Source organism: Streptomyces sp. NPDC051041 (genome assembly GCF_044456065.1).
GTDB lineage: Bacteria > Actinomycetota > Actinomycetes > Streptomycetales > Streptomycetaceae > Streptomyces > Streptomyces glaucus.
On sequence record NZ_JBITFM010000003.1, the window covers coordinates 1 to 12,788 of the forward strand.

14 protein-coding genes are annotated in these 12,788 nt (G+C 74.9%); 10 read left to right on the forward strand and 4 right to left on the reverse strand.

Going from position 1 to position 12,788, the window contains the following annotated elements; all coding sequences use genetic code 11:
• Positions 1-468: 468 nt before the first annotated feature.
• Positions 469-1,482 carry an EamA family transporter gene (locus ACIBAI_RS06085; RefSeq protein ID WP_399031394.1) on the forward strand — a complete coding sequence of 338 codons (1,014 nt, stop codon included), beginning with the start codon at positions 469-471 and terminating at the stop codon, positions 1,480-1,482.
• 198 nt (positions 1,483-1,680) lie between these two features.
• On the forward strand, positions 1,681-2,631 hold the full coding sequence (locus ACIBAI_RS06090; protein WP_399031395.1) for a DMT family transporter: 951 nt from the start codon (positions 1,681-1,683) through the stop codon (positions 2,629-2,631).
• Between the two features lie 16 nt (positions 2,632-2,647).
• Here ACIBAI_RS06090 and ACIBAI_RS06095 read toward each other — a convergent pair whose 3' ends face one another.
• The gene (locus ACIBAI_RS06095; RefSeq protein WP_399032194.1) at positions 2,648-3,331 is read right to left on the reverse strand and encodes a pyridoxamine 5'-phosphate oxidase family protein; all 684 of its coding nucleotides are present in this window, start codon (positions 3,329-3,331) and stop codon (positions 2,648-2,650) included.
• 35 nt (positions 3,332-3,366) lie between these two features.
• Here ACIBAI_RS06095 and ACIBAI_RS06100 point away from each other — a divergent pair, with 35 nt between their 5' ends.
• Entirely contained in the window at positions 3,367-4,698 is a 1,332-nt protein-coding gene (locus ACIBAI_RS06100) for an aminotransferase class I/II-fold pyridoxal phosphate-dependent enzyme (protein ID WP_399031396.1), read from the forward strand.
• Between the two features lie 103 nt (positions 4,699-4,801).
• On the opposite strand, the gene ACIBAI_RS06105 is transcribed toward ACIBAI_RS06100, so the two are convergent.
• Positions 4,802-5,290, reverse strand: coding sequence for a Rieske (2Fe-2S) protein (locus ACIBAI_RS06105; protein WP_399031398.1), 489 nt, complete (start codon positions 5,288-5,290; stop codon positions 4,802-4,804).
• Between the two features lie 217 nt (positions 5,291-5,507).
• On the opposite strand from ACIBAI_RS06105, the gene ACIBAI_RS06110 reads away from it, so the two are divergent.
• The 7 genes from ACIBAI_RS06110 (at position 5,508) to ACIBAI_RS06140 (ending at position 11,569) form a co-directional block, all read left to right on the forward strand.
• On the forward strand, positions 5,508-6,263 hold the full coding sequence (locus ACIBAI_RS06110) for a HipA family kinase (protein ID WP_399031400.1): 756 nt from the start codon (positions 5,508-5,510) through the stop codon (positions 6,261-6,263).
• Positions 6,260-6,676: a DUF3037 domain-containing protein gene (locus ACIBAI_RS06115; RefSeq protein WP_399031401.1), complete on the forward strand. Its 417-nt coding sequence runs from the start codon at positions 6,260-6,262 to the stop codon at positions 6,674-6,676. The genes ACIBAI_RS06110 and ACIBAI_RS06115 overlap by 4 nt, the downstream gene beginning before the upstream one ends.
• Before the next feature lie 136 nt (positions 6,677-6,812).
• Complete coding sequence (gene fabG / locus ACIBAI_RS06120; protein WP_399031403.1) at positions 6,813-7,574, forward strand: 3-oxoacyl-ACP reductase FabG; 762 nt, start codon at positions 6,813-6,815, stop codon at positions 7,572-7,574.
• Positions 7,575-7,585: 11 nt separating this feature from the next.
• Positions 7,586-8,338, forward strand: coding sequence for an SDR family oxidoreductase (locus ACIBAI_RS06125; RefSeq protein ID WP_399031404.1), 753 nt, complete (start codon positions 7,586-7,588; stop codon positions 8,336-8,338).
• Between the two features lie 187 nt (positions 8,339-8,525).
• A complete protein-coding gene (locus tag ACIBAI_RS06130; RefSeq protein ID WP_399031406.1) occupies positions 8,526-10,112 on the forward strand; it encodes an ABC transporter substrate-binding protein in 1,587 nt (528 codons plus the stop codon).
• Positions 10,113-10,205: 93 nt separating this feature from the next.
• Complete coding sequence (ung, locus tag ACIBAI_RS06135) at positions 10,206-10,889, forward strand: uracil-DNA glycosylase (RefSeq protein ID WP_399031408.1); 684 nt, start codon at positions 10,206-10,208, stop codon at positions 10,887-10,889.
• 161 nt (positions 10,890-11,050) lie between these two features.
• Positions 11,051-11,569, forward strand: a complete 519-nt coding sequence (locus ACIBAI_RS06140; RefSeq protein ID WP_399031409.1) for a hypothetical protein — start codon at positions 11,051-11,053, stop codon at positions 11,567-11,569.
• 48 nt (positions 11,570-11,617) lie between these two features.
• On the opposite strand, the gene ACIBAI_RS06145 is transcribed toward ACIBAI_RS06140, so the two are convergent.
• Positions 11,618-12,127 (reverse strand): hypothetical protein, encoded by a 510-nt coding sequence (locus ACIBAI_RS06145; RefSeq protein ID WP_399031411.1) that lies wholly within the window; start codon positions 12,125-12,127, stop codon positions 11,618-11,620.
• 112 nt (positions 12,128-12,239) lie between these two features.
• Complete coding sequence (locus ACIBAI_RS06150; RefSeq protein ID WP_399031413.1) at positions 12,240-12,752, reverse strand: DinB family protein; 513 nt, start codon at positions 12,750-12,752, stop codon at positions 12,240-12,242.
• Positions 12,753-12,788 lie beyond the last annotated feature (36 nt).

A 12,788-nucleotide genomic window follows, 5' to 3' on the forward strand; every position in this document is an offset into this window, starting at 1 on the left:
CCTCCCTGCGGTGCAGTCCTAGACAGCTCCACCACAGCGGAGGTCTTCGCCATGATCAAGACCCACCAGTGTTAACAACGCTCGTGGTCAATACACCTAGGCCCGGTCGCCGCGTTCCCGCCCGCCTCGCGACGCCGTGCCCGCACGCCCGCAGCACCGGGCCCCGACCCGGGTACGCCCCGTACCGGGCGCGGGTCCCGCCACGCCGCGAGCGCCCGCCCGGCGCCGTGGGGCCGGCCTTCCGGGCGGACGGCGGGAGGGTGAGGCAGGGCCCGGCGCCCGGCGCTTCCGGCGCACCCCAAGCCCGCGGCGCCCCCGGTCGCCCGGCGGCCCGGAACGCTGCCCGGCGCGTCCCGGGATCCCGCGGGGTTCTTGCGCCGCCTCCCCGGAACTCCCGGGTCCGTCCCGCGTCCGCCCGGTGAGACAGGTGCCAAGAGGAGTGACGCTCATGTCGCCGCCTGCCATCATGTGCCGGTGCGTACCTCACAGAGCAGTCAGGGCAGCCGGGGAAGGGGCATCGGGCTCGGTCTCGCGCTGGCGTCCGCGGTCGCCTTCGGAGGGTCCGGTGTCGCGGCCAAGCCGCTGATCGAGGCGGGCCTCGACCCGCTCCACGTGGTGTGGCTCCGGGTGACGGGCGCGGCCCTGGTGATGCTGCCGCTCGCCGTGCGCCACCGGGCGCTGCCGCGCCGCCGCCCGGGACTGCTCGCGGGCTTCGGCCTGCTGGCCGTGGCCGGAGTACAGGCCTGCTACTTCGCCGCGCTCTCCCGCATCCCCGTCGGGGTCGCCCTGCTCGTGGAGTACCTGGCGCCCGCGCTCCTCCTCGGCTGGGTGCGGTTCGTGCAGCGGCGGCCGGTGACGCGCGCCGCCGCGGTCGGCGTGGTCCTCGCGGTCGGCGGGCTCGCCTGCGTCGTCGAGGTCTGGTCGGGCCTCGGCTTCGACGCCCTCGGCCTGCTGCTTGCGCTCGGCGCCGCCTGCTGCCAGGTCGGCTACTTCGTCCTGGCCGACCAGGGGGCCGAGGCCGGCGACCAGGCGCCGGACCCGCTCGGCGTCATCGCCCACGGCCTGCTCGTCGGCGCCGCCGCGCTGACCGTCGTGGCCCGCCCCTGGACCCTGGACTGGTCCGTCCTCGCGGGCACCTCCGACCTGAACGGCACCCCCGTCGCCGCCGGTGTGCTGCTGGCCTGGATCGTGCTCGTCGCCACGGTCCTCGCGTACGTCACCGGCGTGCTGTCCGTGCGCCGGCTCTCGCCGCAGGTCGCCGGTGTCGTGGCGTGCCTCGAAGCGGTGATCGCGGCCGTCCTGGCCTGGGTGCTGCTCGGCGAGCACCTGTCGGCGCCGCAGATCACCGGCGGTGTGGTGGTCCTGCTGGGCGCGTTCGTCGCGCAGTCGTCGACGCCCGCGAAGGACTCCGCGCGGCCCGTGGCACGAGGCGGCCCCGACGACCCGGAAAGGGAGTTGTCGGCCCCCGGCGCGACGGCATAAGGTGCTGATCATGCATTCGGACGCAGTCGTTCTTCCGCCCCCGGCCGCCTGAGGCGGGCCCTCCGGAGACGAGCCCGGCGCCTCGCCGGGCCGGACGGTGCTGCCCGCAGAAGAAGTCCGCGGACCCCGCGTTCCACGTCGTGACCCCGGGGTCCTTCCCGAACTTCCGCGCCCTGTGCGCGTCTGCGGAGACAAATCGTGTCGAATGCTGCTTCCGGCCTGCCCGTCGGGCGAGGCCTGCTCTGTCTGATCGTCGCCGGTGCCGCCTGGGGCACCGCGGGGGCCGTCGCCTCCCTGGTCTACCGGGCCAGTGACATGGGGCCCGTCGCCCTGTCGTTCTGGCGGTGCGCGTCCGGGCTCGTGCTGCTGCTCGCCGCCCGCGCCCTGCGTCCGCGCACCCGGACCGCCGCGGCCGAGCCCTTCCGCCGCAAGGCGCTGCGGGTCACCGTCACCGGTCTCGGCCTCGCCGTCTTCCAGACGGCCTACTTCGCCGCGGTGGAGTCCACCGGCCTCGCCGTGGCCACCGTCGTCACCCTCGGCGCCGGGCCGGTGCTGATCGCGCTCGGCGCGCGGCTGGCCCTGGGGGAGCGCCTCGGTCCGGGCGGGACCGCCGCCGTCGCCGGCGCGCTCACCGGCCTCGCCGTGCTCGTCCTCGGCGGCGGCGGCGCCACCGTGCGGCTCTGGGGCGTGCTGCTCGCGCTGCTGTCCGCGGCCGGGTACAGCGCGATGACGCTGCTCACCCGGTGGTGGGGCCGCGGCGGCGAGGCCGACGCCGCGGGCACCTCCGTGGGGGCGTTCGCCGTCACGAGCCTGTGCCTGCTGCCCCTCGCCCTGGCCGAGGGGCTGGTGCCGCACACCGCCGCGCCCGGCCGGCTCCTGCTGCTCTTCGGGTACCTGGCGGCCGTCCCGACCGCCCTCGCGTACGGCCTCTACTTCGCCGCCGCGGCCGTCGTGCGGTCGGCCACCGTGTCGGTGATCATGCTGTTGGAGCCGGTGGTCGCGGCCGTGCTCGCGATCGCCCTGCTCGGTGAGCGCCTCACGGCGGCCACCGCGACCGGCACCCTGCTGATGCTCGGCTCGGTCGGCGGGCTGGCGGTGGCCGAGGCGCGGGGCGCACGGGTGCGGCAGGAGCAGCCGGTGCCCGTGTGATCAGCGGGTCACCTGGTCACCTGGTCGCCAGGTAGTCGGGGAGGGCGGTGCCGGGGGCCAGGCCGGGGTCGGCGACCGGGGCGTCGTAGCCCTTGCGCAGCGGGAGGAGGCCGGCCCAGTGGGGGAGGGCCAGGTCCTCCGGTTCGTCGTTCACGCCGCCGGTGCGGAGCTTGGCGGAGACCTCGTCCAGGTCGAGGCGGATCACGGCGGTGGCCGCCAGCTCCTTCCGGCTGGCCGGCCGGGAGTCGCGCGAGCGGCCCGGCACGACGTGATCGACCAGCGCGTCCAGGGCGCGGCGCTTCTCCTCGGGGTCGGTCACGTCGCGGGCCACGCCGTGCACCACCACGGACCGGTAGTTGACCGAGTGGTGGAAGGCCGAGCGGGCCAGCACCAGCGCGTCCACGTGCGTGACCGTCAGGCACACCGGCAGCCCCGGATCGGCCCGGCCCGTCATCCGCAGCGGGCGCGAGCCCGTGGAGCCGTGCACGTAGAGCCGCTCGCCGACCCGGCCGTACAGGGTGGGCAGCACGACCGGCGCGCCGTCGCGGACGAACCCGAGGTGGCAGACGTAGCCCTCGTCGAGTATCGCGTGCACCGTCCGGCGGTCGTACGAGGCCCGGTCCGGGGAGCGGGTGGGGACCGTGCGGTCGGTGGGGGCGTAGGCGGCGGGCTGCGACGGTGTCGGCTCGGTCCCCTGCATGGCGCTCTCCATTGCACTAGTGCATAATTTTGTTTGTGCTAGGAGAATATCCGATCAGTGGGCGGCGCGCAGCCGAAATCTGCGCGAGCGTCGAGCGCGCGGTGGGCGCGGGGGACCTGGAGCCGGGCCGGCCGCTGCCGCCCATGCGGGAGCTGGCGGCGCGACTCGGCGTGAACCCCAACACCGTCGCCGCCGCGTACCGCATGCTGCGGGAGCGCGGAGTCATCGAGACCGCGGGCCGGCGCGGCAGCCGGGTGCGGCCCGCACCGGCCACGACCGGCCGGGACCACGTCCGGGCGGACGTGCCCGAGGGCGTGCGCGACCTGTCCAGCGGCGACCCCGACCCCGCGCTGCTGCCGCCGCTGGCCCGGGTGCTCGCGGACGCCGCCGCCGAGGGCGACCGGGCGCCGGTGCTGTACGGACAGGACCCGGTGGAGCCGGCACTGGCACGCCTCGTACGGGCCGAACTGGACGCCGAGGGGGTGCCGGACGGGCCGCTCGCCGTCGTGTCCGGAGCGCTCGACGGCGTCGAGCGGATCCTCGCGGCCCACCTCAGGCCCGGCGACGCCGTCGCCGTCGAGGACCCCGGCTGGAGCCGGACCCTCGACCTCGTGCCGGCGCTCGGCCTGCGCACCGTCCCCGTCGGCGTCGACGACGACGGCCCCCGCGCCGAGGACGTACGCCGCGCCCTGGCGGCCGGGGCCCGCGCCCTGATCGTCACGGACCGGGCGCAGAACCCGACGGGCGCCGCGGTGAGCGCCCCCCGCGCACGTGCCCTGCGGTCGGTGCTCCGGGAGCACCCGGAGACCCTGCTGATCGAGGACGACCACGGCCACGGCGTCGTCGACGTGCCCCTCCACCCGCTCGCCGGGGCCACCGCCCACTGGGCCCTCGTCCGCTCGGCCGCCAAGGCCTACGGCCCCGACCTGCGGCTCGCCGTGCTCACCGGGGACGCCGTCACCGTCGACCGGGTGCGCGGCCGGCAGCGGCTCGGACCCGGCTGGGTGAGCCGGCTGCTGCAGCGCGCCGTGGTGCGGCTGCGGACCGGCGGCGCGGTGGACCCGGCCGCGGTGGCGGCGGCCTACGGGCGGCGCCGGGACGCGCTGATCCGCGCGCTCGCCGGGCACGGGATCGCGGCGCACGGACGCAGCGGCATGAATGTCTGGGTCCCCGTGCCCGACGAGACCGGCGCCGTCGCCCGGCTGCTGCACGCCGGCTGGGCCGTGGCCCCGGGCGCCCGCTTCCGGATCAGCGCGCCGCCCGGCATCCGGATCACGGTCTCGACGCTGGCCGAGGAGGAGACCGGCCCCCTGGCGCAGGCGGTGGCCGCGGCGGTGGAGGCTGGACCGCTGCGGAGCTACGTGTAGGGGGCGGCCCCCGCGCGAGGGCGCCCACGACCCGGTCCGCTCCGGCGCGCGGCGGCGGACCGGACCGGCTGACCGGGCGGCGCCGTGAGCGGGACCGGCCGGCTCAGGCCAGCCGGATGGAGTCCCCGCTCACGGTGATCTCCACGGCCGGCAGCGGCGCGGTCGCCGGACCGCTCCGCACGCTGCCGTCGGTGATGGAGAAGTTGCTGTTGTGGCAAGGGCAGTTGATGACCCCGTCGGCGACGCTCCTCACCGCGCACCCCTGGTGCGTGCAGGTGGCCGAGAACGCCTTGAACTCGCCCGCCGACGGCTGGGTCACCACCACCTTCCGGTCGGCGAAGACCTTCCCGCCGCCCTCGGGGATCTCGGAGGCCGAGGCGAGCGCGGCACCGGCCGCCGCGTCGCCGCCCGGGGAGCCGCCCGTCCCCCCGCTGTCCCGGGCGGTGCCGGACGAATCCGGGGAGGCGGCGCCGGAGGGGACGTCCTCCGAGCCCCCGCACGCGGTCAGCGCGACGGCGAGGCCCGCCGCTCCGGCCGCCACGACGGTTCTGCGGGCCGGCCCCGCTGCGGGCTGAGGCGATGCGCTGGTCATGCTGGCGTTCCCTTCCGCGCGGTGTGCGCGCTCTGTCGACGTGCGTGATCTGCCGGGAGGTACGGGCCGTGCGCGACGGCTGTTCACCCGATGCCCGAATCCTGGCCCGTCCGAGGTGAATCCTGCGTCAGACACGGCTGTCGATCCGCTGTCGTGCCCCGGCGCTCCCGCCGCCCGCCTGGCGCCGCCCCCGTCGGCGCCCCAGTAACCTGGGGCGATGCTCAAGGAAGTCACCGCGACCCGCTACATCACGCCCCTGCGGGAGGGCGGTTCGCTGCCGGGGCTCGTCGAGGCCGACGACTTCGGCACGTACGTCATGAAGTTCACCGGCGCGGGGCAGGGCCGCAAGACGCTCGTCGCGGAGGTCGTCTGCGGGGAGCTCGCCCGCCGACTCGGCCTGCGGGTGCCGCGGCTGGTGGCGATCGGCCTCGACCCGGTGCTCGGCCTCGGCGAACCCGACGAGCAGGTGCAGGAGCTGCTCAGGTCCAGCGGCGGCACCAACCTCGGCATGGACTTCCTCTCCGGAGCCCTCGGCTTCGACCCCCTCGGCTTCCGGGTGGGCCCCGAGGAGGCCGGGCGGATCCTCTGGTTCGACGCCCTGGTGAACAACGTCGACCGGTCCTGGCGCAACCCCAACCTGCTGGTGTGGCGGGGCGAGCTGTGGCTCGTCGACCACGGGGCGACCATGATCTGGCACCACAACTGGCCCGGAGCCGAAGCCTCCGCCGCCCGCCCCTACGACGCCGGCGACCACGCGCTGAAGTCCTTTGCGCCGGACGTGGCCGCGGCCGCGGCCACGCTCGCGCCCCTGGTCACCGAGGAACTGCTGGCCGAGGTCACCGCCGAGATCCCCGACGCCTGGCTGACCGGCGAACCCGGCTTCGACACGCCCGACGACCTGCGGCGGGCCTACGCGCGCCCCCTCCTCGCGCGCGCCGCCGTCATCCACGAACGCATCCGGGGGACCGAGTGAACGAGCGCCACATCATCCGGGCCGGCCAGGGCGGCGGCCGGGACCTGTTCGAGTACGCCCTCCTGCGGGTCGTCCCGCGCGTGGAGCGCGGCGAGTGCATCAACGCCGGGGTGCTGGTGTACTGCCGCGCCCGGGCGTACGTCGGCGCGCGCACCCACCTCGACGAGGCGAGGCTGCTGGCCCTCGACCCGGACGCGGACGTGGCGGGCGTACGGGCCGCGCTGCGCGCCGTCGAGGGCGTGTGCGCCGGCGGCGCGGCGGCCGGGCAGGCCGCGCAGGACGACGCCGGGCGGCGCTTCCGCTGGCTGATCGCGCCCCGCTCCACGGTCGTCCAGCCGGGACCCGTGCACACCGGGCTCACCACCGACCCGGCGGCCGAGACGGAGCGTCTGCTCGACCTGCTGGTGAGGTAATGGATCACACGCGCCCGGCAGGCCGTTGACACCGGGTGCCAGGGTCTCTAGCGTCACGTCTGCTGAAGGTACTAAGCGGTCGCTCACTCCAGGGCGGGCCGCAGGAGCCGCATCCCTAGGGCGAGGAGAAGCAGCAATGTCCACCACTGAGCAGCGGGTCGCCGTGGTCACGGGCGGGGCGCGCGGCATCGGCGCCGCCACCGCCGTGCGCCTGGCCGCCGAGGGCCGCGCGGTCGCCGTGATCGACCTCGACGAGGCGGCCTGCAAGGACACCGTCGAGAAGATCACCGCGAACGGCGGCAGGGCGATCGCGGTCGGCTGCGACGTCTCGGACGAGGCGCAGGTCGAGGCGGCCGTCGCCCGGATCGCCGAGGAACTCGGCGCGCCGGTGATCCTGGTCAACAACGCGGGCGTGCTCCGCGACAACCTGCTGTTCAAGATGAGCGTCTCTGACTGGGACACCGTCATGAACGTGCACCTGCGCGGCGCCTTCCTGATGACCCGGGCCTGCCAGAAGCACATGGTCGACGCGGGCTTCGGCCGGATCGTCAACCTCTCCTCCTCCTCCGCGCTCGGCAACCGCGGCCAGGTCAACTACTCGGCCGCCAAGGCCGGTCTGCAGGGCTTCACCAAGACCCTCGCCAAGGAGCTCGGCAAGTTCGGCGTCACCGCCAACGCCGTCGCCCCCGGCTTCATCGCCACCGAGATGACCAAGGCCACCGCCGAGCGCGTCGGCATGGGCTTCGAGGAGTTCAAGGCCGCCGCCGCCACCCAGATCCCCGTGCAGCGCGTCGGCGAGCCGGAGGACATCGCCAACGCGATCGCCTTCTTCACGGGCGAGGCGGCCGGCTTCGTCTCCGGCCAGGTGCTGTACGTCGCCGGCGGACCGCTCGACTGAGGACCACGGACATGACTGAACTCTCCGGCAAGGTCGCGCTGATCACCGGCGCGAGCCGCGGCATCGGCTACGGCGTCGCGGAGGCGCTCGTCGCCCGCGGCGACCGCGTCTGCATCACCGGGCGCAACGAGGACGCGCTGAAGGAGGCCGTCGACAGGCTCGGCGCCGACCGGGCCGTCTACGCGGCCGGCAAGGCCCACGACGAGGACCACCAGGCCGCCGCCGTCGAGCGCGTGATGGAGGCCTTCGGCCGCGTCGACTACCTGGTCAACAACGCCGGCACGAACCCGGTGTTCGGGCCGATCGCCGACCTCGACCTGAACGTCGCGCGCAAGGTCTTCGAGACCAACGTGATCTCGGCGCTCGGCTTCGCCCAGCGCACCTGGCACGCCTGGCAGAAGGACAACGGCGGCGCGATCGTCAACATCGCCTCCGTCGCGGGCCTCGCGCCCTCGCCCTTCATCGGCGCCTACGGCGTCAGCAAGGCCGCGATGATCAACCTGACCGTGCAGCTGGCGCACGAGTTCGCGCCCGGGGTGCGGGTCAACGCCATCGCCCCGGCCGTCGTGAAGACCAAGTTCGCGCAGGCCCTGTACGAGGGCCGGGAGGCGGAGGCGGCCGCGGCCTACCCGCTGGGCCGGCTCGGCGTGCCCGCCGACATCGGCGGCGCCGCCGCGTTCCTCACCTCCGAGCAGTCCGACTGGATCACCGGCCAGACCCTGGTCGTCGACGGCGGCGTCTTCCTCAACGCCGGCGTGGCCTGACGGACCGACGCGGCACGGGCGCCGACCGGCACCGGCGGCGCCCGTGCCGCCGTACGGGCGGCCCGCCGCGGGATGACAACGTAGTCATATCGGATTGGTCAAAAGCGCTGCTCAGCGGGGGTCGGGCGGGCGGGACGCCGCGGTAGGGTCTGCCGACCCTTGGTGCGGCGGATCGAGGAGTGCGCGCGTGTTCGACCGGAACCGATGCCTGCGGCAGGCGGTGGCTGTCGCGTCCCTGTGGTGCCTGGCCACCGGCTGCGGCGTCCTGCCGCCCGACAGCTCCCGGGACGAGGAGCCGATCGTCGTGGGGACGACCAGCGCCCCCAGCACGCTGGACCCCGCCGCGTCCTGGGACAGCTCCTGGGAGCTGTTCCGCAACGTCTACCAGACGCTGCTGAGCTACCCCAACGGGGCGACCGTGCCCCAGCCCGACGCGGCCGAGCGGTGCGCGTTCACCGACGGCTCGAACCGGGTGTACCGCTGCGAGCTGCGGAAGGGCCTGACGTTCTCCAACGGGGACGCGGTCGACGCCCGGGCCGTCAAGCACTCGCTCGACCGGATCCGGAAGATCAACCTCAACGGCGGTCCCGCCGGACTGCTCGGCAGCCTCGACCGCGTCCGGGCGCCCAGCGGGCGCGAGGTCGTCTTCCACCTGAACAAGCCGGACGCCACCTTCCCGTTCGTGCTGGCCACGCCCGCGATGTCGATCGTGCACCCCGGCAGCTACCCCGCCGGCGCCGTGCGCGAGGACGGCGGGATCGTCGGCTCCGGGCCGTACACCCTGAAGTCGTACGACGAGGGCGAGAAGGCCGAGCTGGTCCGCAACGACCGCTACCGGGGCTTCGCGGAGCACCGGAACAGCGCGGTGACCGTCCGCTACTTCCAGGACTCGCGCGCCATGGTCCGGGCGCTGCGGGAGGACCGGATCCAGGTCACCTACCGCGGCCTCGCCGCCGACGACATCGTCTCCCTGCGGAGCGAGGAGACCGGGGACGCCGGCATCCAGCTGGTCGAGGGCACCGGTACCGACATCAACTACCTGGTGTTCAACCCCGGGGACCCGTGGGCGGGCAAGAAGGCCGTGCGCCGGGCCGTCGCCCAGGTCGTGGACCGGGCCGCGCTCGCGCACCGGGTCTACAAGGACACCGTCGACCCGCTGTACTCCATGGTCCCCAAGGGCCTGACCGGCCACACCACCGGCTTCTTCGACACCTACGGCGACCCCAGCGCCGCCAGGGCCCGCCGGATCCTCACCGCCGCGGGCATCACCGGGCCCGTCCCGCTCACCCTGTGGTACACGACCGACCGCTACGGCTCCGAGACCGCGCTGGCGTTCGAGGAGCTCGAACGCCAGCTGGAGGCCTCCGGCCTGTTCACCGTCACCCTCGAGAGCCGTCCGTGGAAGACGTACGTCGAGGGCTACCGGAAGGGCGAGTACCCGGTGTTCGGGCGCGGCTGGTTCCCCGACTTCCCGGACGCGGAGAACTTCATCGCGCCCTTCGTCGGCGAGCGGAACGCGCTCGGCACGCCCTACCCGGCCCCCCGGATCACCGACGTGCTGCTGCCCCGCTCCCGTGCGCGCAGCGACCGCGCCGACGTGGTGAGGGACTTCGAGGAGGCCCAGCAGATCCTGGTGGACGACGTGCGGCTGCTGCCGCTGTGGCAGGGCAAGCAGTACGTCGCCGCCGGCGACGACATCTCGGGCGTGGGGCGGGCGCTGGACCCGTCGACGATCATGACGATGTGGGAGCTGCACCGCAAGACGAGCTGGTAGCGTCCCGCTCCCGCCGGCGCGCGGGGGCGGTTGTCAGTGGCCGCCGGTAGGTTCTGAGGTCTGGAAGCGACCGCACAGTGTAAGGAAGTCGACGTGACCGACACCGCCATGCTGCCCGAGTCCTGGCGTGCCGTGCTGGGTGACGAACTGCAGCAGCCCTACTTCAAGGAGCTGACGGAGTTCGTCGAGGCGGAGCGGGCGAGGGGGCCCGTCTACCCCCCGCGCGAGGAGGTCTTCGCCGCGCTGGAGGCCACGCCGTACGACCGGGTGAAGGTGCTGATCCTCGGCCAGGACCCGTACCACGGCGAGGGGCAGGGACACGGCCTGTGCTTCTCGGTGCGCCCGGGGGTGAGGATCCCGCCGTCCCTGCGGAACATCTACAAGGAGATGCACGAGGAGCTGGGCACGCCCGTCCCGGACAACGGCTATCTGATGCCCTGGGCCCGCCAGGGCGTCCTGCTGCTCAACGCGGTGCTCACGGTCCGGGGCGGCGAGGCCAACTCGCACAAGGGGCGCGGCTGGGAGAAGTTCACCGACGCGGTGATCCGCGCGGTGGCCGACCGGCCCGACCCGGCGGTGTTCGTGCTGTGGGGCAACTACGCGCAGAAGAAGCTGCCGCTGATCGACCAGACCCGGCACGCGGTGGTCAAGGGCGCGCACCCCTCACCGCTGTCGGCGAAGAAGTTCTTCGGGTCCCGCCCGTTCACGCAGATCAACGAGGCGGTGGCCCGTCAGGGCCACGAGCCGATCGACTGGCGCATCCCGAACCTGGGCTGAGCACCGGGCCGGCCCGGGCCGCCCTCCCGCACGGGGCGGCCCTTCGGGCCGGTCCCCGCCGGCGGGGACCGGCCCGGTGCCGCACGGGGGCGCCTGGCCGGGATCGCCGCCCGCTGCGGTTAGCGTCGTCGGGGACGGCTGACGAGGGCGCGGAGGTCACGGTGGCGGAGCGGCAGGAGCGGACGGCGCCGGACGCCGTGCTGACGCGGATCGGGCAGGTCGTCCTGCTGCACCACGCGGGGGACCGCGAGGAGGCCCGGCACCGCTTCCTGGACCTGTGGGCGGAGATCGGCGTGCACGGCGATCCGCTGCACCGCTGCACACTGGCCCACTACCTCGCCGACACCCAGGACGACCCGGCGGACGAACTGGCCTGGGACCTCAGGGCGTTGTCGGCGGCGGAGGAGGCGAAGGAGGGGACGGGGGCACCGGCGCAGGAGCGGCCCGCCGCACCCGGGGGAGCGGCCGCGGTGCGCGCCCTGTACCCCTCCCTCCACCTGAACCTCGCCGCCGACTACGTCAAGCTCGGCCACCGCGAGGCCGCCCGCACCCATCTGCGCCGGGCCCGCGGAGCGGCCGCCGCCCTGACGGACGACCGCTACGGGCACGAGGTGCGGGCGGCCATCAGCCGGCTGGAGGCACGCCTCGGCGAGGGCGCTCCTTTCGGGGACGAGGGCTGAGAGCCGCCGCGGCAGCGGCCCCAGCCGGGGCCCGTCCCGCTTCCCGCCTCAGCGGCCGTAGGTCTGCTCGCAGATCCTGGCCTCGCGGCTGTCCGCCCGCCAGCCGCCGTACGTTCTGCCGAGGGCGCATACGTCGATGCCGCCGCCGGGGTTGCCGCGGGCCGTCTCCGGGACGCCGGGCGGCTGGACGCGCGGATGCTCCGGAGGGCGGGACGCGCGCTCGCGCGGTCCGGGACGGACCGGAGGCGGGGGCTGCGGCCGGCGCTGCTCCGGCGGACCGGCGGACGGCCTGCGGCCCGGTGCGGGCGCCGCGGGGTCCGTACGGGGCGTGAGCGTGGGCCGTGCCGGGCGGCGGGAGGGCCCGACGAGTTCCAGGGCCTCACGGACCGGGGCCTGCACGATCCGTGGTTCCGCCGGGCCGTCCGGGTGCGGTGTCGGCAGCCGGGAAGCGCCCGCCGACGGGACGGCGGCGGGCGCGCCCCGGACCGTCGTGCAACCCGGCAGGACCGCGAGGGCCACGGTCGCCAGGAGCGCTGCGGTGGTCGTCGTTCGATGCACGTGCGTCACTCTGCTGGGTTCGGGGCCCCTCCCGGCGGCGGACGGGCGGAGGATGCCCCGCACGGGTGATCCCCCGCCCGGTACGCAGGTCCCGGGTCCGCCGCGGGTGAGGTCAGTCGCCGGTGACGCCGTCGAGGCGCTCGCGGATCAGATCGGCGTGGCCGTTGTGCCGCGCGTACTCCTCGATCATGTGCGTGTAGATCCAGCGCAGGCTGAACGGCTCGCCGGTGGACCGGCTCCTGCCCCGGGACAGGTCGTCCAGACCGAAGCCGGACGCGGCCCGCCGGGCGGCGTCGACCTCGGCCTGCCAGGTGGCGCGGGCGTCCTCCCAGGTGTCCGCCTCGGTGAGGTGGAACTCGCCGTCCGGGTCGTCGTCGCTGTAGTAGACCGGGCCCGGGTCGTCGCCCACGAGCACCCCGCGGAACCAGGCCCGTTCCACCTCCGCCATGTGCCGCACCAGCCCCATGAGGGACAGCTCGGACGGCGCCACCGAGGCGGTCCTGAGCTGGTCGTCGGTCAGGTCCTCGCACTTCCACGCGAGGGTCTGCCGGTGGTAGTCCAGCCAGCCCTCCAGCAGGGGGCGTTCAGCGGCGTTGCCGGCGGGTTCGCGGCGCTCGGTCGTCATCCCCGTATCCTCGCCCGGCCCGCGCCGGTCCACGAG